This window comes from Sphaerisporangium sp. NPDC004334 (assembly GCF_053602655.1).
Window position 1 is genome coordinate 157321 of record NZ_JBSGDZ010000003.1, and the last position, 21249, is coordinate 178569.

Genomic DNA, 21249 nt, shown 5'->3' on the forward strand with positions numbered 1-21249 from the left:
ACGCTGTCCAAGCCTCGTCCTCCCGTGGTGGCCGCACGACGGCCATCACCGTGGCGTGCCGCTCAGGCCGGTGTCAACGCGGGTTCACCCTTCCTTGCTCAGGGCCTCCAGCATGTCCCGGACGCCGCCCGCGGTCACGGTGCGCGGCAGCGCGGTGATGCGCGCGTCCATGTAGTGGCTCCGGTCGCTGCGGGCATGGTAGGTGATGCGGCACGACACCTGCCCGGTGCTGTTCGGCCGCATGACCAGCCGGCGCGTGCACGAGCCGACCGGCGAACCGTCCAGGCGGAAGCCGATGGTGACGTCCACGGCCACCTTCGCGTCCTCGCCGTGGCCGGGGTCCTGGCCGGCCAGGCGGTTGGTCAGCCGCGCGTGCGCGGTGCAGGCCGAGGAGTCGCAGGGCGACAGGCCGCCGGTGCCCTTCACCGCGACGCTGACCCGCGAGTCGATCGACGAGCGCAGCCCGCGTACCCGGACTTTCAGCGCCGCGAGCGAGGTGCCCACGTCCTCGGCGGTCATCTCCGTCAGGTCCAGGTGCCCCTGGGCGCGCCGCGCCCGGGCCGGAGCCGCCGTGACGGGGGTGGGGGGCCGGGAGAAGACGGCGTGCGTCAGGTCGGGGCCGGCGGTCTCGGTGCCGGTGCCCTCGTCACCGTCCGCGCCCCCGTCGCTGCCGGTGCCTCCGTCGGTGCCGGTGCCTCCGTCGGTGCCCGTGCCTCCGTCGGTGTCCGGCTCGCGCTCGGGCGTTCCGGGCATCTCGATGCGGACGACGCGGTACGGCGGCGCCGTCGTCAGGTAGACGTGGCCGAACGGCAGGCGCAGCTTCTCCACCGCGACGCCGTTCACCCGGTCCTCGGCGCCGGGCTCCGGCTCCGGTCTGCTTCCCGGAGGGACGATCATCCGCGCCAGCCGGGCGGGCGTCAGGCCGTCGAAGGCGGTGACCGGCCCCTTGCCCGGGGAGACCTTGACCCACTTGCCGACGTAGCTCCCGGCCACGGACGCGGCGACGCCGCGCGCGGCGCTCCAGTAGTCCCGCCCGCCCTTGAGGAAGGTGTTGCCGGAGGAGGAGCCGTCCACCGACAGCACGCTCACCTTGGCGTCCTCCAGGTCGAGCGTGCCGTACGCGGTGCCGTGCCGCAGCACCATGACGTTCAGGCCCACGGTGGCGGAGGATCCGGCCAGCGTGCCCTTGTAGCGGATGCCCGGGAGCCGCTCCAGGGCCGCGACCGCCTGCGTGAGGCGGCCGGCGGTGTCCGGAGCGGACGGCGTGGCCGAGCCGGACGGCCCGGCCTTCGGTTCCCGGCCGGGGGCGGCGGCGGACAGCGCGACCAGTCCCGCCCCGGCGGCCCCGGCCAGGACGGCCAGCGCGATCGCGCCGCCGATCAGCACCTTGCGCCCCTGCCCCCCGGACGGCGGCGACGGAGGCTGATCGGAGGTGAACGGGGGCTGCCCGTGCTGGGCCCCGTGCGAGGGCTGTCCGGGCGTGAACGGGGGCTGCCCGTGCTGGAACCCGTGCGGGGGCTGACCAGGCGGAAACGGAGGCATGCCCTGCGGGGGACGTCCGTGCGGGGGCAGGCCGGGCGCGGAGCCGAAGGGAGGCCGGCCGGGCGGGGCGCCGTACGGAGGCCGGCCTTGCGGGGGCTGCCCGGGCGGGGAGCCGTAGGGGGGGTGCCCGGGCGGGGCGTCGTACGGGGGGTGCCCGGGCGGGGCGTCGTACGGGGGTTGACCGGGCGGTGAGCCGTACGGGGGTTGACCGGGTGGGGTGTCGTGCGGGGGACGGGCAGGTGGAGGGCCGTGCGGGGGCCGGGCCGGCGGGGAGCCGTAGGGCGGCGGCCCGGGTGGGGGCGTGTTCGGAGGCTGGCCGGGTCCCGCACCCGTCGGGTCATACATGGATCGTTGCTCCCCCCGTCAACCCAAAATGCGGTTATGGCGGGAAATCTTAGTGAAGAAACGTAAATAGCGAGATGTGAGGCGATTTACCGATCCGAGGGGCGACATCGCCGTAGGTGGCGGGCGTCACTTCTTGCAGATGTTCTCGGTCGCGGTCTTCGCCACCGGCGTCGCCGTGGCCGTGGCCGTGGCCGACGGAGTGACCGTCGCCACCGGCTCCTTGACGGTGACCTTCTTGGTCCCGGAGTACTCGGTGCCCACGACCACCTCGATGCCCGGGACGTCCGCCTGGCGCAGCTCGGCGCCGGGGATCGCGGCGGCGACGGTGCGGGCGGAGTCCTCCCGCCCGGCCGGGTAGCGGACCAGGGTGCCGGTGTGGTTGCGCGGCGTGGTGTCCCCGGGAGGAGCGGGCACCTGGAACCCCTGCTTCAGCAGGTCGTTCTTGGTGCGCGCGCCCAGACCCGTGACGGCGGTGCCGTTGACGACCCGGACCGCGATGCGCGCGGGCGGGACGGTGAGCGCGGCGGCAGAGGGCGAAGCGGAGGCCGAAACAGAGGCCGAGGGCGACGGGCTCGCGCTCGGGGAGGCGGTGGGCGCGACCAGGGGTTCGTCCGCCTTGATGCGGGCGAACAGGTCGCGGGCCGCCGTCTTGTCCCACAGCACCGCCGACTCGCCCGTGGGGGCCTTGTAGTCGACATCCGCCAGCGGCACCGTCGTGAAGGACACGTCGTCGGTCGAGACGTCCTTGAGCTGGTCGGCCAGCCCGAGAAGGTCCTTGGCCAGGGGCTGGTCGACGGTGAGGAGCTTCAGCGTCGAGGAGACCAGCGAGGTGAGCCTCGCCGGGTTGGCCAGCGTGCCGCCGCTCAGCGCCCGCTGGAGCAGGGCGGAGATGACCTGCTGCTGGCGGTCGATGCGGTCGAGGTCGGAGCGGGCGGTGGCGCGGGTGCGCGCGTAGAACAGCGCCTTGACCCCGTCCAGCTGATAGGTGCCGGGCTGCAGCTTGAACCCCGTGTGGGTGTCGTCGATGGCGACCGGGGTGCACACCGAGACGCCGCCCAGGGCGTCCACGACGTTGATGAACCCCAGTACGTTGACCTCGACGTAGTGGTTGATGGTCAGCCCCGTGGCCTGGCGGACGGTCTTGACGGCGAGCGGCGCGCCGCCGAGCGAGTACGCCGAGTTGATCTTATGGGAGCCCTTGCCGGGGATGTCGACCCAGCTGTCGCGGGGGAGGCTCACCACGGTGACCTTCGAGTGGTCCTCCGAGAGGTGGATCACCATCATGGTGTCGGTGCGCTGGCCGACCTCCCTGCCGAGGTGCAGCTGGTTCTGCTGGCGGCGGGTGAGGTCGTCGCGCTTGTCGACCCCGACGAGCAGGATGTTCATCGCGCCCCGCGCGTCCGAGCCCGCCGTGCCCGCGTTCACCGATTTGATCTGGCTGGTGGCATAGGTCGACAGGAACCACAGCACCCCCGAGCCGAGGAGCACCATGCTCGACAGGGCGCCGGTGACGATCAGGCCGCGCACGCCGGCCCGTGCCCGCTTCGTGCGGCGCTGCGACAGCCGGACGCCGCCGTAGGCGTCGCCGCCGACGTGGACGCCGGAGTCGTCGTCGGTCACCTGGTGGCCCCCTCCGCGTCGAACGCTCACCGGTGAGGACGCTCGCGCCGCCCGATGGGTTGCCGTCCCCACCCGCTCGTACAGTAGCGTGAGCGCCGCCATGAAGGAGTTCCCCGACTCGCCCCGAACCGGCCAGACCACTCGAGTCTGGCCGCCGATCTCGGTCGTCATGCCGGTGCTCAACGAAGAGCGGCACCTGCGCGAGGCCGTGCGGCAGGTTCTCGCCCAACGTTACGACGGTCCCATCGAGGTCGTCCTCGCCATCGGCCCGTCCCATGACCGCACGCAGGAGGTCGCCGACGCTCTCGCGGCCGAGGACCCCCGCGTGACGGTCGTGCCCAACCCGACCGGGCGCACCCCGAACGCGCTCAACGCCGCCATCGGCGCGTCCCGCAACGGGATCATCGCCCGCGTCGACGGGCACGCCATGCTCCCCGACGACTACCTCCAGGTGGCCGTCGAGACGCTCGAGAGCACCGGCGCCGACAACGTCGGCGGCATCATGGCCGCCGAGGGCGTCACGCCGTTCGAGCAGGCCGTGGCCCGCGCCATGACGTCCAAGATCGGTGTGGGCAACGCGCGGTTCCACACCGGTGGGCAGGCGGGTCCGGCCGACACCGTCTACCTCGGCGTCTTCCGCCGCGAGGCGCTCGCGCGGGTCGGCGGCTACGACGAGCACTTCCAGCGCGCCCAAGACTGGGAGATGAACCACCGCATCCGCGAGACCGGCGGCCTGGTGTGGTTCCAGCCCCGCATGCGCGTCTCCTACCGGCCGAGGCCCAGTGTGAAGGCCCTGGCCAAGCAGTACTTCCACTACGGGCGCTGGCGGCGGGTCGTGGCCCGCACCCACGAGGGCACGATCAATTTGCGCTACCTCGCCCCGCCGTTCGCGGTGGCGGCGATGCTGCTCGCGGTGCTCGTCTCGCCCTTCTACTGGCCCACTTTGCTGGTGCCGGGCGCGTACGTCGCGGCCATCGTGGCCGGCTCGGTGGCCACCGGCCGGGGGCTCTCCTCCGCGGCGCTGGCCCGGCTGCCGCTGGTCTACGCCACCATGCACCTGTCATGGGGCTGGGGCTTCCTCACCAGCCCGCCCAGCCTCGGCAAGCCGCCACAGGAGGCGAGGGCACACTAAGACCGGGGCGCCTCAGGGAGCGGCCGGGATGTCGTGCACCCGGCCCGCTCAGGGGGTGCCGGGGACGTCGACGACCCGGCCGGTCAGGCCCGAGACGAGCAGGTCGAGGGTCACCTCGGCGACCGCGTCCGGCGACGGATCGTCGCCCATCCCCGCCGGCTCGGGGCTCACGCAGTTGACCCGCACGCCGGAGTCCGACCACTCCTGTGCCAGCGCCCGGGTCAGCTCGGCCGCGGCCGCCATGGCCGTGGAGCGCAGGCCGCGGGCGGCACCGCCCCGGACGCCGGACGGGAAGACCGCCGGCACCACCTGCCCCCCGGTCTCGCGCAGGTGCGGGAAGGCCGCCCTGGCGACGGTGACGGGACCCAGCAGGCCGATCTGGACGGCCTCCGCCACCGCAGGCTCGGCGAGGTCCCGCAGCCGCCCGGCGCGCGGCACCCCCGAGACGTTGACCACGTGGTCGATGCGCCCGCTCTCCTTGGCGACCCGGCCGAGGATGTCGGACACCGAGGCGGGGTCCTCCACCCGGACGCCGTCCCGGTCGCGCGAGAAGCGGTGCACGGCGGCGCCGTACCCGGCCGCCAGCTCCGCGACCCGCGCCCCGACCCCGCCGTCACCGTCGTCGCCGTCGAAGACCACGACCGTGCCGCCCTCCAGGGCGCGGCGGCGGATGCGCGGCGCGGCGACGGCCGGAGCCGCCCGCCCGGCGAGCTCGAACAGCCTCTCGGCGATGTGCACGTCCACCCGGTGGGTGACCTTCATGTTGTGCTCGCTGCCCGGCACGATGCGGATGGGGACCTCCGGGAGGTACCTGAGCACCACGCCGCAGTCGTCGGTGGCGGGCCGGCTCGCGAACTCCGGGTCGGCCAGGGCGCGCTCGTACGCCCTCCTGATCACCGAGAGCCGGAAGCCCTGCGGGGTCTGGACGCGCCGGAGCCGCGAACGGTCCGGGACGTCCTGGATGACCTCCCCGTGCGGGCCGGGGGCCGCGACCACCATCGTGTCCGAGGACGGGATCGCGGCGGTGACCGCGCGGTGGGTCCTGAGCGCCTCGACGCAGCCGGCGATGATGCGCGGCTCCACCAGCGGGCGCACCGCGTCGTGCAGGAGCACGTCGCACTCCTGCGGGCCGAGCGCGCGCAGGGCCCGCCAGGTGGACTCGGTGCGGCTCGCCCCACCCTCCACGACCTTGCTCACCTTGCCGAAGCCGCCGCGCCGGACGATCTCCTCGACTTCGGGGACATGGCCGGGCGCCATCAGGACGACGATCTCGTCGATCTCGGGCGCGGCCTCGAAGACGGCGAGCGTGTGCTCGATGATCGTCCGCCCGGCCACCCGCAGGAGTTGCTTGGGCATGCCGAGCCCGACCCGCTGCCCGACACCGCCGGCGAGGACCACCCCGACGGTACGCGGACGAGCTTCCTGTGCCGCCAAAGTCGAACTTCCCTTCCGATCCCTGTTCCGCCGACCCTACTGACCCCTACCCACCGCCCACACCCCGCCACGGCCCTCGGGCGCCCCCTCGGAGAAGGGCCGCCCCGTGGTGCGTGCGGCCGGTTGTCGGGGTGCCTCACTGATCGTCGGGGTTGGTCACCTTCCGTGGCGGGCGTCCGGGTCCATGGGGATATGACGGCCGCCGGTGACCTGCGGATCGCCAGGGAACCCGCCGATGGGATTGCAAGCCCCGTGACGGCTCGGTTACGTTGCGGGGTGGACGATCCCCGGTCGCGGAAGGAGACCCCGGTTGCCTGAATCCGCGTACCCGCCCCCGGTACGGCCACCGAGCGCGCGTCCGTCCGCGAACCGTCCGGGGGAGCCGCCCGCCGTCAAGGCGCCGCCGGCCGTCGCCGTGGTCCTGGCCACCACTCCCGGAGCCCGCCTGGCGTGCGCCGAGGGCACGCTGGTCGACCGCCTGGCCGACCAGCTCCTCACCCTTGAGGTCACCAAGGTCGTGTCGGTGTTCCGGCCTGAGCCGGCGACCGCGCGCGAGCCGGCACACGACCCTGGCGCCGGGGCGACACCGGAGCCGGCCGGGCCGTTCGGGGCGTCCGAGCGGTTCGAGCGCTTCGAGACCTCCGGCACCGCCGGCACCTCCGGGACCTCCCTGGCCTCGCGGACCACCGAGATCGCCGGGACCACCGGGATCGCCGGCATCTCCGGCATCTCCGGGACGGTCGACGGGGGGAAGGGCGCGGAGGCGTCCGAGGCCGACACGGCGGTGGTCGAGGCCGTGATGGGCACCGGGGGCGACCCGGTGATCGAGGACGCGGGACGCGTGATCCGCAGCACCGGCCTGGTGGGTGATCTGCGCGCGGTGGCCGCCATCGCGCGGGCCGGTGGCGGGCCGGTCGCGGTGTTCCCCGGCGACCTGGTCGCGCACACCGAGGCGCTGGCCCTGCTGCTCGCCGACCCGGCGCGCGGCACCGGCGCGCTGGTCGCGGCCGAGCGCGATGTCCCGTCCCCGGCGGCCCCGTCCTCGCGCGCGCCGGTCCGGGCGGAGCGGGGGCGGGTGGTCGCCGCGGGCAACTCCTTCCACACCGTGGCCGAGCCCAACGCCCGGTTCCGGGCAGTGCTGCACGTGGGCGAGGCCGACCTGTCGAGCCTCGCCGAGGTGGCCGAGGAGCTCGCCAACCTGGCTCGCGACCGCCGTCTGGGCGGCGCCGACGACTCCGAGGTCGCCGACCTGCTGCTGGCGGGGCTCGTCCGGGTCGGCGTGGCCGTGCGGGCGGTCCCCCTCGGGCGGCTGCACTGCGCCAGAGTGAGCGGGCAGAGGGACGCCGACGCCGCCATCGTCCGGCTGGCCGAGGTGGACGAGGACCGCGCCCGCCTGGCCGCCGCCGTCAAGTCCGACGACGGCTTCGTCGCCACCTTCCTGGTGAGCTCCTGGTCGGGCCACCTCGTCCGGGCGGCGGCGCGGCTGGGGCTCACGCCGAACGCGGTGACCGGCCTGTCGGTCGGCCTGGCGGGCCTCTCGGCCGTGGCGTTCTCGGCCGGGCAGCGGCGCGCCCAGCTCGCCGGCGCCGTGCTGCTGTTCCTGTCGTTCGTCCTCGACTGCGTGGACGGGCAGCTCGCCCGCTACACCCGCGCCTTCTCGCCGCTCGGCGCCTGGCTGGACGCCACGTTCGACCGGGTCAAGGAGTACGTCGTGTACGTCGGCCTCGCGGTCGGGTACGCCGGCGGGGCCGATGGCGGCGTCACCGGGCCGCAGGGGGTCTGGGCCCTGGCGGTGGCGGCCATGCTGGTCCAGGCCATCCGCCACATGATCGACTTCTCGTACGCGGGGGCGCGAGCGGACGCCGCGGGCGTCGACCCCATCTGGGAGCGTCCCGGGCTCGGGGGCTCGCCCGACCTGCCGGTCCACGGCGGAGGCGACCTCTCGGGGGCGCGGTCCACCCCGGCGGCGAGCCGCAGGGGGCCGGCGGCGGGCGCGGCGGTCATGGCCGGCGGCACGGGGCCGGTGGCGGTGCGCCGTGGCGGGGGAGGGCTCGTGGTGCGGCTGTCGGCGCGGCTCGACCGGAACACCGCGTCGCGCTGGCTCAAGAAGATCATCGTGCTGCCGATCGGCGAGCGCATGGTGCTCATCGCGGTCACCGCGGGCCTGTTCAACGCGCGCGTCACCTTCCTCGCGCTGCTCGCGTGGGGCGGGGTGGCGGCGCTGTACACGCTGACCGGCCGGATCGCGAGGTCACTTTGAGCACGACCACGATGCACATGACCAGGGTCCCGCGCAGCTCCGTGGTGACCTACCGGGACGACGGCGTCCTCGCGCGCGGCATGGGCCTGCTCGTCGCGGGCCAGCTCCCGCCGCTGCCGCCGGCGCTGGCCGGCGCGTTCGTGACCGGGGTGATGCTGCTCCTCGGCGTCGCGGGCGCCGACGGCCCAGCGGTCTTCGCGCCCGCCGTGGCGCTGATGCTCGCCGGGCCGGGCAGTTCCCACCCCCACGACGGGCGGCTCGACTGGCTGGTCCCGCCCATCCTGCGCCTGACCGAGTACGGGTTCGTGGCCTGCGTGGGCTTCGCGTGGGGCGTGCCGCGGGTGCTGGCGTTCGGGCTGCTCGGCGCGATGCTGTTCCACCACTACGACGTCGTGTACCGCTGCCGCCAGCACGTCTACCCGCCGCCCTGGCTGGCGTCCGCGGGCCTGGGCTGGGAGGGTCGCATGCTGCTGGTGGCGCTCGGGGCCCTGCTCGGCGTCGTCACGCCGGTGTTCGCGCTGCTGGCGCTCTACCTGTCGGCGCTGTTCTGCTGGGAGAGCGTCACCTGCTGGCTGGCCGCGCCGCGGTCGGGTGTCGAGGCGGCCGACCTCGGCGGCCAGGACTGACCGGTCGCGCGACGGCCGGCGGTGGGCCGGGGCGGCGAGCGTCGGTGGGCCGGGGCGGCGAGCGTCGGTGGACCCGGAGCGGCGGGCGGAGGTGGGCCAGGGCGGTGGGCGGAGGCGGGCCAGGGCGGCGGGCGGAGGCTGGCCGGGAGCCGCGGGCATCGCACCCGCATTGCCAACGTTTGGTCGGGTAACGGAATAGGTGAACTCCGGATTACACGATCACCACCCCCAGGCAACTAACCTTTGGCCTACACATGCTGGCCTGATAGAGGAGTGCACGTTGCTGGGAATGGTACTGGCCGCCGGGGCCGGGCGGCGCCTGCGGCCGTACACCGACACGCTGCCCAAGGCGCTCGTGCCGGTCGACGGAGAGACCACGATCCTCGACATCGCCCTGCGGAATCTCGCGGCGGTCGACCTGCGCGATGTCGTGGTGATCGTCGGCTACGCGGCCCAGGCGGTCCACGACCGCAAGGCCGAGCTCGAGCGGCGGCATGACGTGAAGCTCACCCTCGTGCACAACGACAAGGCCGAGGAGTGGAACAACGCCTACTCCCTCTGGTGCGCGCGCGACCACTTCTCCGAGGGCGCGCTGCTGGTGAACGGCGACACCGTCCACCCCGTCTCGGTCGAGCGCACGCTGCTGTCCGCGCCCGCGACCAGCGACATCCTCCTCGCGGTCGACGACGTCAAGCGGCTGGCCGACGAGGAGATGAAGGTCACCCTCGACGAGGGCGGCCACTTGGCGCGCATCACCAAGCTGATGGACCCCGCCGAGGCGTTCGGCGAGTACATCGGCGCCACGCTCATCCGGCCCGCGGCGGCCGAGCGCCTCGCCGACGCGCTGAAGGCCACCTTCGAGCGCGACCCCCAGCTGTACTACGAGGACGGGTACGGCGAGATGGTCGCCAGGGGCGAGAAGATCGCCGTCGCGCCCATCGGCAAGGTCGACTGGGTGGAAGTGGACAACCACGACGACCTCGCCCGGGCCAGGGAGATCGCGTGCACCTACTAGCCGAGCCGCCGGCGGTCACCCGGCCGCCGGTCCGCGGCACGACGACGGCCGGCGCCTGGCCGCCGGGTGTCCGGCCGACGGGTGCCCGGCCGACGGGTGCCCGGCCGACCGGGGCGAGGTCGGCGGGGGCAGCGAGAGGGCGGGAGCCGCGATGCCGCTTCTAGCACGCATGCTCATGGCCCCGCTGACCGTGGAGGTCCGCCGTGGTGCGGTCGCCGAGCTCGGCGCGCTGCTCGCCGACAGCCGGGTGGCCACCTCCGGACGGGTCGCCGTGGCCGTCGGAGCCGGGCAGGGCGCCCACATCTCCGGGCTGATCGCGCCGACGCTGTGCGACGCCGAGGTCTTCCGCGTCCCCGACGGGTCGGTGGACTCCGCCGTGTCGCTGGGCGCCGACCTGCGCAAGGGCGCCTACGAGGCCGTGGTCGGCATCGGCGGCGGCAAGACGATCGACGTGACCAAGTACGCCGCGTCGCTGGCCGGCATCCCCATGGTCGCCGTCGCCACGAACCTCTCCCATGACGGCATCTGTTCCCCGGTCTCCTCGCTGGAGCACGAGAGCGGCAAGGGGTCGTTCGGCGTGCCGATGCCGCTGGCGATCCTCGTCGACCTCGACTTCGTCCACGGCGCCCCTCCGGCGCTCGTGCGGTCGGGCGTCGGCGACGTGATCAGCAACCTGTCGGCCATCGACGACTGGCAGCTCGGCAGCGTCGAGCGCGGCGAGCCCATCGACGGCCTGGCGGTGTCGATGGCGCGCACCAGCGCCGAGGCCGTGCTGGGACGGGTGGACTCGGTCGAGTCCGACGCGTTCCTGACGGTCCTGGCCGAGTCGCTGATCCTGTCCGGCATGTCGATGGTCGTCGCCGGGTCCTCGCGTCCCAGCAGCGGTGGGGATCATGAGATCCTTCATGCCGTGGACCAGCTCTATCCAGGCACCTCCAACCACGGCGAGCTCGCCGGGGTCGGAGCGGCCTTCTGCTTCTTCCTGCGGGAGGACGAGCACCGGCTGTCGCAGATCACCGGCTGCCTGCGCCGTCACGGCCTGCCGGTGACCCCCTCCGACGTCGGTCTGACGGCCGAGCAGTTCACCGCCGCGGTGATGCTGGCTCCGTCGACCCGTCCCGGGCGGTACACGATTCTTGAGCACCTGCGCCTGTCCGAGGCCGAGGTGCGCGACCGGGTGGAGGAATATGTCCGGGCCGTCGGTCATTGAGCTGCGCGCGGTCGCGCAGCCGCAGACCACCATGGACCGCAACTCGGGCGAGCACTGGGCCGGCGCGCTCTACATGCGGAAGCTGTCGATCTACGTGACCTGGGCGCTGGCCCGTACGCCCATCTCGCCGAACCAGGTCACCGGCCTCATGATCGTCGCCGGGCTGCTCGCCGGGGTCGTCCTGGCGCTGCCGGGCCTGTGGGCGGCGATCGCGGCCGCGGTGCTCATCCAGGTCTATCTGCTGCTCGACTGCTCCGACGGCGAGCTGGCCCGGTGGACGCACCGCACGTCCATCACCGGCGTCTACCTCGACCGGGTGGGCCACTACTTCGCCGAGGCGGCCCTGCTGATCGGGCTCGGCTTCCGCGCCTCCGAGACGCTTCCCGACTGGTACACCGTGCTCGGGTTCGCCGCCGCCCTCGGCGCCATCCTGATCAAGTCCGAGACCGACCTGGTGGACGTCGCACGGGCGCGCTCGGGGCTTTCGGCCACCACGGAGGCCGCGGCCGAGCACTTCCAGTCGCGGCGGCTCGGCGCGGCACGCAAGGTCGCCGCGGCGCTGCGCTTCCACCGGGTGATCCAGGCGGTCGAGCTGTCGATCCTCGTCGTGATCGCCGCGGTGCTGGACGCGGTGTGGGGAACGGTCGTGGGCGGCCTCACGGCCACCCAGGTGCTCACCGTGGCCTGCGTCGTGTTCGCCGTGCTGCAGACCGTCCTGCACCTCGTCAGCATCCTGGCGTCGAGGCGGCTGGCCTGAGATGAGCCGGGGCCGCTCGCGCGAGATGCGAAAGCATCGGAACCGGCGGCGGCCCATCGGCGTCGTATCTCTGTCAAGAGCCGTCACCAGACTCACCGCCACTGTTTGGCGGGGGTTCGCCGACAGTTCCGATACGCTTATTTCGCAGTACCCGTCGACACCCAAGATGGCCCGCTCACACAGACTCGGTGAACATGACCCAATGCGTTCTCCATGCGTCGAGGCGATGACGCGTTGAAGATCTCGTGTGTCGTTCTCACCATGGGCAACCGCGTCGCCGAGCTCGACCGCGCGGTCGAGTCCGCGCTCACGCAGACCGACGGCGACGTCGAGGTCATCGTCGTGGGCAACGGCGCCGACGTGCCCGAGCTGGCCGTGATCCCGAACGGCTCGGCCACGGTCCGCACCGTGCGCATCCCGCACAACGTCGGCATCCCCGAGGGACGCAACTACGGCGTGCGCGAGTGCACCGGCGACGTCGTGCTGTTCCTCGACGACGACGGCTGGTACGCCGACGACAAGGTGGCGGCGCACGTCCGCGAGCGCTTCGCCGCCGAGCCCGACCTCGCGGTCATCTCCTTCCGGGTGATGGACCCCGACGGCGGCGTCGGCCAGCGGCGCCACGTCCCCCGGCTGCGCGCCGGAGACCCGGCGCGATCCTCGCCGGTGACCACGTTCCTCGGCGGGGCCTGTGCGATCAGGCGTTCGGCCTTCCTGCAGGTCGGCGGCCTGCCGGGGCGGTTCTTCTACGCCCACGAAGAGACCGACCTGGCCTGGCGCCTGCTGGGCGAGGGCTACCGCATCGAGTACGACGCCGACGCCGTCATGTACCACCCGCAGGTGCCGCCGACCCGCCACGCCGACTTCTACCGGCTGAACGCCCGCAACCGGGTCTGGCTGGCCCGCCGCAATCTCCCGTGGGCGCTCGCGGCCCTCTACCTGCTCGACTGGATGCTGCTGACGCTCGTGCGCGAGCGGTCCTCGGTGGCGATCAAGTCCTGGTTCCGCGGTTTCAAGGAGGGCCTGCGCGAGCCGGCCGGCGAGCGCCGCCCCATGGCCTGGCGCACCGCCTGGCGCATGCTCCGCCTCGGCCGCCCCCCCATCGTCTGACCCTTCCCGGCTCTCGGCGCGATCTGGTAGCTGAGTCCTTGGCCGGTATTCCGGCTATCGAGATACCATGACTCTATGGAGCTCATACCGATCAGCGAGGCCAAAGACCGGTTGACCGAGTTGGCGGACCGGGCTGCGCGGGAACACGACCACTTCACCCTCACGCGGAACGGCCGTCCACATGCGGTGATCCTGTCCGTCGCCGAGTGGGAATCCCTCCAGGAGACGTTGGAGATTCTCGCGGACACCGAGATGCGATCCGATGTCGTCGAGGCTTCAGCCGCCGAGGCCCGTGGTGATCTGACCACTGAAGACGAGATGGCCGCGATCATGGCGGCTCGCCTGGGCAAGGCGAGTGCGTGAGTGGAGCAGGACCGGTACGCCATCCTCCTGACCCCACCGGCGCGACGGGCGCTCACATCGGGTCTTCCTGAGGTCGTCGCGGCCGCCGCCTGGGAACTGATCAATGGTGCGATGGCACGCGAGCCGTGGCGCGTGGGGAAGCCCCTTCAAGAACCGTACGAAGGCCTGCATGTCGCTCGACGCGGTACTTATCGCGTTGTGTACCGCAGTGACGAGGACAAGCGCGCGGTCACCATCTATACCGTCAAGCATCGCCGGGACGCGTACCGTCCTTGATCGCCCGCTCAGGTAACCGCTCGATGCGGTCGTACCTCACGTACGTGGTACATCATCGCCGGCAGGCCCCCCTGGGACTCGTCCCGGAAACCGGCGTCTCAGCCTCGCGCGCCGGCCGCCCTCCGCTCTGGTCGCGCGCCGGTCGCACGAGCGAGGCCGGCCGTCGAGGCCACGACCAGCAGAAGGAGCGTCCACCTGAGGTCGTGCGCCACCTCCGGCAGGAATCTCAGCAGCGACAGCTGCACCAGCGCCACGGCGGCCACGGCGTACGGGATCAGCAGGAGCCGGCGGGTGGCCTGGTCGGCGGCCGGCCGGCGAGCGGCGAGCGAGACGAGCACGGCCACCAGGGCCACGGCCACGAGTGCCACCGTGGCCCACTGCAACAGGCGGGCGTCCCGCAGGGGCAGGCTCAGCGGATTGCCGTGCGAGCCGCCGTCGCTGCGCGGCCAGTTGTAGGTCGCTCCCGCGACCGAGGCCGTGACCACCGCGGCGACCGCGATCCCCATGGCGGACCGCTGGCGCACGCGGCCGTCCGGATAGAGAGCCATGGCGACCAGGGGGACCATCAGGACCTGAGGCACCCACAGCCAGTACGTCAGCCAGGCGTCGAACCTGACATCGTTGCCGATCTCAGGAAAGGGCGGCCCGATCCGCCTCCAGAGCCACATCGCCGGGTCGGCGGAGCCCAGTACCCCGCCGGCGACGAAGACCAGCCCGATGCGCCGGGTCGCGGGCCGTCCGGCCAGCCATCCGCCCGCGGCGAGACAGGTCACGGTGAACACGGTCTCGCTCACCACATCCTCCCCCTGCCCCATGGCGATGGAGACCGCGTAGCGGACGACGGTCGCGACGATCGCCGCTCCGGCGACGACCCATACCAGCGTCCGCATGACACGCTCCTCCATCACCCTGGGGGCAACCCTACGAGCCGATCGGGGGAGAAACGGGCCTTGTCAGGACATCGAGGCGAACCAGCGGACCAGCGCCGCGGTGGCCGCCTGGTGGGAGCCCAGGTGCCGGGAGCCGCCGTACTCGGGCGTTCCGAGATCGACCAGCGGAGCAGTGGCTCCGTGGGCTCGCAGCATGGCCCGGCAGCGGGGGCTGTTGGCGCTCACCGCCTGTTCGTCGCCCTTCGCGACGTACAGCCTGATCGGGGCCTTGGGCCTCCACGCGCACACGCCGTCCACCACCCGCAGGGCGTCGGCCAGCCGGCCGGTCGGGTGCGCCAGTGCGGCCCGGCCCCGTCGCGTCAGCAGCGCGTCGATGGTGTTCGGCGTGCCCTTGACCACCTCAAGGCCGGTGTGCGAGCCGTCCAGCAGCTTTTCCATCCGACGGTCGTACGGCGCCCGGAACACCTCGCTCGGCGAGTCGTACAGATGGTGCAGCCGGTTGAACGCCACGAAGGTGAGCGCCGCGTAGATCACGCCCGCCTTCGCGTCCGTCCTGCCCTTCAGCAGTGCGGGCAGTTCGGTGTCCCTGAACGCGTAGGCGCCGCTGACCGGCGCGACCGCTCCCAGCCTGAACCAGGGGTCGGTTCCGGTCTGCAACGCCCCGGCCAGTCCGAGCGCCGCGGAGGCTCCCTGGGAGAAACCCGTGACCAGCACCTCGCGTCGCAGTTCCCTGCCCGACTCCGACGCGAACCGGCGGGCCGCGCGCAGCATGTCCAGGGAGGCGGTCGTCTCGGAGGGCACGTCCATCCACGGGTGCGGCCCCGGCCCCTTGCCGAGGCCCAGGTAGTCGGGGGCCACGGCGGCCATCCCGGCGGAGGCGTACGTCAGCGCCGGAGCCCGGCCCCAGACCTCCTTCGTGGTCGAAGGGGCGTCGCCCTTGAACAACTCGGTGCCATGGGTGAACGACACCGCCCGCAGACGGCGCTCGCCGTTGCGCGGCAACGCCACCAGGCCGCTGGCGGTGGTCCGCCGCCCTGAGGCGTCCACCGTCCGGTACACCAGCCGGTAGGTCGCCACTCCGTACCGGACCTTCCGGGTGTCCCAGGCGCCGCCCTGGTCACCCTTCAACGCGGCGGCCACCTGCCGCGCGGACAAGGTCCCCAACCGCGTGACCGACACCACCTGTCCCCGCTCCGTGTCCGGAGCGGCGAACACGGGCAACGCGCCGGCCAGTACCATCGCCGCCGCCAGGCCGACGGCCGTCGTCTTCCCGATCCATTTCATGCGTTCGACCCTAGGGACGGCCGTACGGCGCCCGCGATCACGTGGCCACCCCAGTGCGCGTAGGGTATTCCCTACCTTGCCGGAGATGCGGTGGGTGGCGAGAAGGGTGAGCCAGAGCCAGCCGGTGACGACGGCGATGCGCTGGAACAGGCCTCCGTACCGCACCAGGCCCTCGGTCTGGCTGAAAGCCGCGTTGGCGAGCATGAAGGCGGTCACGAAGACGACGAAGGTGATCACCGAGTAGGCGGCCCGGCCGAACGCCCGTTGCCGGCCGAACCGGACGGCGAACACCAGGAAGGCCGCTCCCAGGCAGAGGAAGCCGGGAATCGCCGCCAGGTCGTGGATCGCGCCGTGCGTGGTGGCGTACTGGGTGAGCCGGTCGGGAGTTCCCCGCGGGTAGCCGCTGACCGGGTCGGTCACGAAGAACCCCACGGTGATCAGGTGGACCGCCCAGACTCCGATCAGGATCGGCCCCCAGGTGGCGCCCCGCCTCACCTGCCCGGCGGTGCCGGACCCGCCGCCGCGGAGGTCACGCCATAGCGCGACGGCGAATCCGAGGGTCAGCAGCCCGGCCACGATGAAGTTGAGATCCTGCGTCCAGCCGTACTCGCCGAGCGCCAGGGAGCTGACGGGATGGCGCAGGGCGTCGTAGCCGGCCCTGGTTGCTCCTTCGATGACGAACGCCGCGACGAACAGCGGCCCGGCGATCACGCCGCCCCATAACAGGACCCGCAGGACGGACGGCCTCATCGCGACCACCCCACCTGGTGACGCGTCCCCATCGACGGCCCCGGCGCCGTTCGGTTCCGGTCGGACTGTCATGGCCCACCTCCGATTCGCTCCATCGAGACGGACGCCCTGGTGCCGGTCCGCCTCATCTGGCTGTCAACGTACATTGACACGATGGTGCCCGTCAACCATCGTTGACAAGCTGCCATCACCCGCGGCGCGAACGTTCATGCAGGACTGTGCCGAAGAGGACGTCGTGGAGGGGCTTGCCCGGCTCGTACGCCAGACCGTGTCCGCGACCGCGGAACCCGTTGGAGCGGCGGCCTGGCGGGAGATCCCCTCCACTTACCTGGTGTGCGCGCGGGACAACGGAACCCCTCCCTCCCTGCAGCGCGCACAGGCCGAGCGGGCCGGTCGGGCACTGGAGATCGACGCCGGGCACCACCCGTTCCTGTCCCGCTCCAGGCAGGTCGCCGAGCTCGTCCTCGGACTCCCGGTCTGATGCTTCGACGGTCGGTCAGTTCTCCGGGTCAGGGAGCAGGACGGAGGGGAGGGAGGTGTCGGGGCGCAGACGTAGTAGTTGGTAGAGCATGCCGCCCACTCCCGGCATCAGACCTGGGCTGAAGGCGTCACGTGAAAGGCCACTCACCGGGCCGTGCTCGTCCATGCTGCCGATCATGTACGCGGCGAGGTACTCCGCAGTCAGCTCTTCGGGCCCGACACCCACATCGATCGCGTGGCGCACGACTTCCCAGGTGCCGAGGTCTCCGTGGCAGAGCGTGTGGTTCCAGCCGATGCCCCTCGACCAGGACGACGCGGCGGCCCGGCGCAGCACGTCCGCCCAGCGCGGGTCATCGTCGCGGGCCAGCCGGTCGGCCGCGACGAGGCCGATGCCGGCGGCTCCGTGGCACCATGCGCTGGAGGTCACGCGAAGGTCGTCCACTTCGCGCAGGTCACGCCAGCCCTTCTCCGCCGGGTCGTACAGTGACTCCTCGTACAGAAAGGCCCTGTCCGCCAGGGCGCGGAAGTCCGCAGCGCCGGCCGTGGCGCTGTCGCCGAGCCGGGCCAGCGCCCAGGCGATCCCGGTGGCGCCGTGTGAGACCCCGCCCAACCCTTGTGGGAACGCGGTGCTGGGCCAGCGTGCTCCCCGGTCCTCGATGTGGGCCAGTGAGAACAGGCGCTCCCCGATGCGGTCGGCCTGCGTGGACCACTGCTGGTCACCGGTCTGCTCCGACAGGCGGAGCAAGGGCACGATGGCGCCTGCCATGCCGGTGAGCAGGTCGTACACCCCGTCGGCGGCCACCGCCTCGGGCAGTTGCCCCGCCAGGGCGCCGGCCCGGGCGACCGCCTCCTCCGAGCCGACGGCGCCCAGCCTGCGCAGCAGCAGCCAGCTCCAGATTTGCGAGCCGATGCCGACATAGCCGCCTGGGGTGGCGGGGCGGCGCCGCGGCCCGGTGCGGCGTGCCTCCGCGTCGCGCTCCTCGGCCAGCCTGATCGTATGGAGGAGATCGGCGAGCAGCCCGTCCAGCCCCGGCACCTCGTCGGCCCTGCCCTGCCCGGTCTCACTCACGTAGGCGGCCAGAGTGATGGCGACCCCGTACGCCCCGCCGTACACGTCGGGAGACAGCGACTGTACGAACCAGCCGTCGGAGGTGAGCACCGGCGCGGTCCAGGTGACGGTGCCGTCGTCGCCCCGGACCGCCGTGTCGAGCATGCTGCGGGCGATCCCGGCCGCGATCCGGCGCCGGCGCCGCTCGAGGTCCTGGTGCCGGATGAGTGGCACGGTCATGCGCTTGTTGGCAGGCATCCACCCTTCATTGAGGTAGGCGCTGACCAGAGCGGACCGGATCACCTCGCGGTCCAGGGCCGCGTCGCGGTCGCGCCAGCGCCGCAGCGCGTCCGCGATGAGGTCCTGCTCGTCTCCGTACGAGGTTCCGCCAGGGCCGTCCAGACGGCCGCGAGCAGGGGTCGTGGCGAAGAAGGGGATGTCGCCGACCAGCAACTCGGCCACCTCGGCGTCGATCACCTCGGGGTCCGATGGCGCGCCGGGCAGGTTCTCGGCATGCTGGGCCAGCAACCCCGCCGCCTTGCCCATCGCGGTCGGCTCGTCGTGCAGTGAGGCCGGGTGCCACAACATGCGGGCCAGCTCGGCGTACGCCTCGGTGGCGCGGAGCACGACCCGGATCGGACGGTCGGCGAAGTCCGTGAGCAGTCCGGCGAGCTCGTCCCGCCGATCCAGCATGTCGAGGTGCTCGACCAGCTCGGTGAATCCGGACAGCACCAGGTCCCAGTAGTGGACGAGGATCGGATCGGGGCTCGGGTGGTTGCTCACCGCTCCCAGCTCGACCCGTTCCATCCCCAATCTCGCCATGTCCGTGCCCGCGTCGACGACGACCGGCACCTGCGTGTACGGCTGCTGGCCGGGCAGGCCTCCGACGGCGGACATGTCGACGCCGCGCCAGGCGAGCGAGACGCCGCGTCCGGGAAGGAGTCCGGTGCGCAGCACCGATCCGCTGAGCAGGTCGGTCGCCTGGTCGACGGCGTCGCCGTATCCGGACGGTTTGGCCGGGACGTGCGGGGTGAACAGCGTCTCGCAGTCGACGACGACGGGCGCGGGACCGGCCGCGATGAGGTTCTCCATGTGCAGGTCGCTGCCGCCGATCAGCCGCATCAGCGCCAGCCAGTGCCCGACGCCGCGGTAGAAGGACCGCAGCTCCGTCTCGTCGGCGCAGTAGCGGTGCTGGATGTGCTCCGCCCAGCCGTACTCCTGGCGAGTCAGCACGTCGGGTACCCGAATGCGGCTGCCGGCGGGCAGCTGGGGTGCCAGGCGGTCGATCAGCCGCGCCAGCGCCTCGTCCACGGCGAGGGACCGGGGCTTGTAGACCACCTTGCCCTGCGAGCCGTGCAGGACGGCGACGCTGTGCCCTCCGCGATGGCTGTCTCCCGCCCCGAAGTCGATTCCGGCCAGCTCGCCTCGGAGACCGCCGGGCAGTGCGGTGAGCGCCGCGCGGTCGGTGGCGAACCTGCGGGCCAGTTCCACGGCCGCGGCGCACCTGTTGTCGATGATCGTGCCGAGCCTGGACAGCATCGTGGGGTAGTGCCCGGTCAGGGACAGCCAGAACTCGGGCGTCGCGGCCGTCGCCTTCCACTCCTGCCACCGCAGCTGCGGCGTCTCGGCGGTCAGCCTTCCGCTGATCCTGGCGGCGTTGAGTTCAAGCAGCAGGACCCTGTTGACCTTGAGGCGGACGGTCTCCTCCAGCGCTTCGGCGGTTCTCTGGCCTATCAGCCGGGCCTCTGCCTCCGTGAGGCCGGGGATCGATCCCAGCGTGGCGGACAGCCCGGCCAGCGCCGGTGCGGTCAAAAAGTCCAGCGATGGGTCGAAGTCCCCGGCCATTCGGATCATCCTTCCTTGATCAGCAGCAGAAGCGGCTGCAGGTGCACGAGCTCGCCAGCCGGGTGTCCAGGGCCGTCAGCGTGATCTCCGATTCGGCGTAGTCACCGATGAACAGCGGACCGGCCGGGTTGTCCCAGCCCTCGACGTCGGCTCCGCTGCGCCACGCGGAGACGATCTCCTCAGAGCGATCCAGTGTGAGAGGCATTGCTACTCCCTTCGTGACTGTGCGTCCCGATCCGCGTTGACCGGGTGGGTGCGATCAGCAGCAGGCAACGGTGTGGGCGCCCGTGCAGGAGCTCGGCCTCCGCGTGTCCAGGGCCGTCAGCGTGATCTCCGACTCGGCGTACTCGCCGATGAACAGCGGACCGGCCGGGTTGTCCCAGCCCTCGACGTCGGCTCCGCTGCGCCACGCGGCGACGATTTCCTCAGAGCGTTCCAGGGTGACAGGCATTCTTACTCCCTCCATGACCAGGCATCCCGATCAGCGTTAGTCAGCCGATCGAAAAAATCAATACATAGCGGGCGAAATGTAGACTTGTCGGCATTCAGTAGAATTGGCGATAGCTGCCGTTGAACTGTGAGGGAGCTTGCCCAGACGCCGACGGGATGTCCGTAACGCGCGAGCCAGACCGGCCACCCCTCACACCAGCGGCCCACGCCCACCAAGGGGACGACAGCGCAGGTCAGGGGTTTCGTCCCGCAACGGGCCATGACCACCACCTCGGCGACGGCGATCATATGCGGGACGACCCAGCGAACCGCTTTCATGCGGAAGGGGAGGCCGCGAGAGAAGGTTTCCGCTGTTCGGGAGCGCGGCAGACGGCGGCGAACAGCCGCGGCCACGGGCCGTCCGGCGACATTTCCCACCAATGTACCGGAGATTCTTCATATATTGCGGGCGACAATTATCGCGATTTGTGAATACAGCCCTCCGGCGGCGCGCGGCCCCGGCCCGAGCACCCTCCCTCCACGCGCAGCACATGATCCACCACGTGGGGCGCTATGCGGCCGTTCGCTCATAGCAGCGGGAAGTGACGCGAGACGCTCGTAAGCCTAACCGCTGCTCATCCCCATGACCGAGCTGTTCTCGCAGGTGGCCTGATCACGCATCGGAGATCATCCAGGTCTATGGCGGCCCTTCGCCCCGCTCAGGGCCATGTGCTTCGCCGCTCAGTGATGGCCGGCCGCCGCGACCGGTCGGCACGGGTAGGCGGCCCTCGTCGATCGCGCGGTGAGAGCGACGATCCACCGGACGAGACATG

18 protein-coding genes are annotated in these 21249 nt (G+C 72.1%); 10 read left to right on the plus strand and 8 right to left on the minus strand.

Annotated elements, in window-relative coordinates; genetic code table 11:
- Positions 1-84: 84 nt before the first annotated feature.
- Complete coding sequence (locus ACWEN6_RS04340) at positions 85-1542, minus strand: hypothetical protein (RefSeq protein WP_452568906.1); 1458 nt, start codon at positions 1540-1542, stop codon at positions 85-87.
- Between the two features lie 471 nt (positions 1543-2013).
- The gene (locus ACWEN6_RS04345) at positions 2014-3507 is read right to left on the minus strand and encodes an LCP family protein (protein ID WP_452568907.1); all 1494 of its coding nucleotides are present in this window, start codon (positions 3505-3507) and stop codon (positions 2014-2016) included.
- A gap of 100 nt (positions 3508-3607) precedes the next feature.
- Here ACWEN6_RS04345 and ACWEN6_RS04350 point away from each other — a divergent pair, with 100 nt between their 5' ends.
- Positions 3608-4639: a glycosyltransferase family 2 protein gene (locus ACWEN6_RS04350; RefSeq protein ID WP_452569084.1), complete on the plus strand. Its 1032-nt coding sequence runs from the start codon at positions 3608-3610 to the stop codon at positions 4637-4639.
- Between the two features lie 48 nt (positions 4640-4687).
- Here ACWEN6_RS04350 and ACWEN6_RS04355 read toward each other — a convergent pair whose 3' ends face one another.
- Positions 4688-6073: an SDR family oxidoreductase gene (locus tag ACWEN6_RS04355; protein ID WP_452568908.1), complete on the minus strand. Its 1386-nt coding sequence runs from the start codon at positions 6071-6073 to the stop codon at positions 4688-4690.
- A 310-nt stretch (positions 6074-6383) separates the two neighbouring features.
- Here ACWEN6_RS04355 and ACWEN6_RS04360 point away from each other — a divergent pair, with 310 nt between their 5' ends.
- The 8 genes from ACWEN6_RS04360 to ACWEN6_RS04395 all read left to right on the plus strand — a co-directional run bounded on the left by ACWEN6_RS04360 (position 6384) and on the right by ACWEN6_RS04395 (position 13690).
- Positions 6384-8333, plus strand: a complete 1950-nt coding sequence (locus ACWEN6_RS04360; protein WP_452568909.1) for a CDP-alcohol phosphatidyltransferase family protein — start codon at positions 6384-6386, stop codon at positions 8331-8333.
- A gap of 17 nt (positions 8334-8350) precedes the next feature.
- Positions 8351-8959, plus strand: a complete 609-nt coding sequence (locus ACWEN6_RS04365) for a DUF5941 domain-containing protein (RefSeq protein WP_452568910.1) — start codon at positions 8351-8353, stop codon at positions 8957-8959.
- Between the two features lie 280 nt (positions 8960-9239).
- Complete coding sequence (locus ACWEN6_RS04370) at positions 9240-9974, plus strand: phosphocholine cytidylyltransferase family protein (RefSeq protein WP_354925734.1); 735 nt, start codon at positions 9240-9242, stop codon at positions 9972-9974.
- A 151-nt stretch (positions 9975-10125) separates the two neighbouring features.
- Positions 10126-11184: an iron-containing alcohol dehydrogenase family protein gene (locus ACWEN6_RS04375; RefSeq protein ID WP_452568911.1), complete on the plus strand. Its 1059-nt coding sequence runs from the start codon at positions 10126-10128 to the stop codon at positions 11182-11184.
- Entirely contained in the window at positions 11162-11941 is a 780-nt protein-coding gene (locus ACWEN6_RS04380) for a CDP-alcohol phosphatidyltransferase family protein (protein WP_452568912.1), read from the plus strand. Before ACWEN6_RS04375 ends, ACWEN6_RS04380 begins: the two co-directional genes overlap by 23 nt.
- A 213-nt stretch (positions 11942-12154) precedes the next feature.
- Complete coding sequence (locus ACWEN6_RS04385; protein WP_452568913.1) at positions 12155-13051, plus strand: glycosyltransferase family 2 protein; 897 nt, start codon at positions 12155-12157, stop codon at positions 13049-13051.
- Between the two features lie 75 nt (positions 13052-13126).
- Complete coding sequence (locus ACWEN6_RS04390; RefSeq protein WP_452568914.1) at positions 13127-13414, plus strand: type II toxin-antitoxin system Phd/YefM family antitoxin; 288 nt, start codon at positions 13127-13129, stop codon at positions 13412-13414.
- The gene (locus ACWEN6_RS04395; protein ID WP_452568915.1) at positions 13415-13690 is read left to right on the plus strand and encodes a type II toxin-antitoxin system RelE family toxin; all 276 of its coding nucleotides are present in this window, start codon (positions 13415-13417) and stop codon (positions 13688-13690) included.
- A 98-nt stretch (positions 13691-13788) separates the two neighbouring features.
- Here the strand turns inward: ACWEN6_RS04395 and ACWEN6_RS04400 are convergent, their stop codons facing one another.
- Both ACWEN6_RS04400 and ACWEN6_RS04405 read right to left on the minus strand, forming a co-directional pair.
- A complete protein-coding gene (locus ACWEN6_RS04400) occupies positions 13789-14580 on the minus strand; it encodes a hypothetical protein (RefSeq protein ID WP_452568916.1) in 792 nt (263 codons plus the stop codon).
- A gap of 63 nt (positions 14581-14643) precedes the next feature.
- Positions 14644-16614: a DUF998 domain-containing protein gene (locus ACWEN6_RS04405; protein ID WP_452568917.1), complete on the minus strand. Its 1971-nt coding sequence runs from the start codon at positions 16612-16614 to the stop codon at positions 14644-14646.
- Here ACWEN6_RS04405 and ACWEN6_RS04410 point away from each other — a divergent pair.
- Positions 16538-17095: an alpha/beta hydrolase gene (locus ACWEN6_RS04410; protein ID WP_452568918.1), complete on the plus strand. Its 558-nt coding sequence runs from the start codon at positions 16538-16540 to the stop codon at positions 17093-17095. The genes ACWEN6_RS04405 and ACWEN6_RS04410 overlap by 77 nt on opposite strands.
- A gap of 15 nt (positions 17096-17110) precedes the next feature.
- Here ACWEN6_RS04410 and ACWEN6_RS04415 read toward each other — a convergent pair whose 3' ends face one another.
- From ACWEN6_RS04415 to ACWEN6_RS04425, 3 genes are read right to left on the minus strand one after another with little or no spacing between them, the layout of a single operon-like run.
- Complete coding sequence (locus ACWEN6_RS04415; RefSeq protein WP_452568919.1) at positions 17111-19987, minus strand: type 2 lanthipeptide synthetase LanM family protein; 2877 nt, start codon at positions 19985-19987, stop codon at positions 17111-17113.
- Positions 19988-20006: 19 nt separating this feature from the next.
- Complete coding sequence (locus tag ACWEN6_RS04420; protein WP_380825633.1) at positions 20007-20192, minus strand: DUF6229 family protein; 186 nt, start codon at positions 20190-20192, stop codon at positions 20007-20009.
- A 54-nt stretch (positions 20193-20246) separates the two neighbouring features.
- Positions 20247-20438 (minus strand): DUF6229 family protein, encoded by a 192-nt coding sequence (locus ACWEN6_RS04425; protein ID WP_380825631.1) that lies wholly within the window; start codon positions 20436-20438, stop codon positions 20247-20249.
- Positions 20439-21249: the final 811 nt, after the last annotated feature.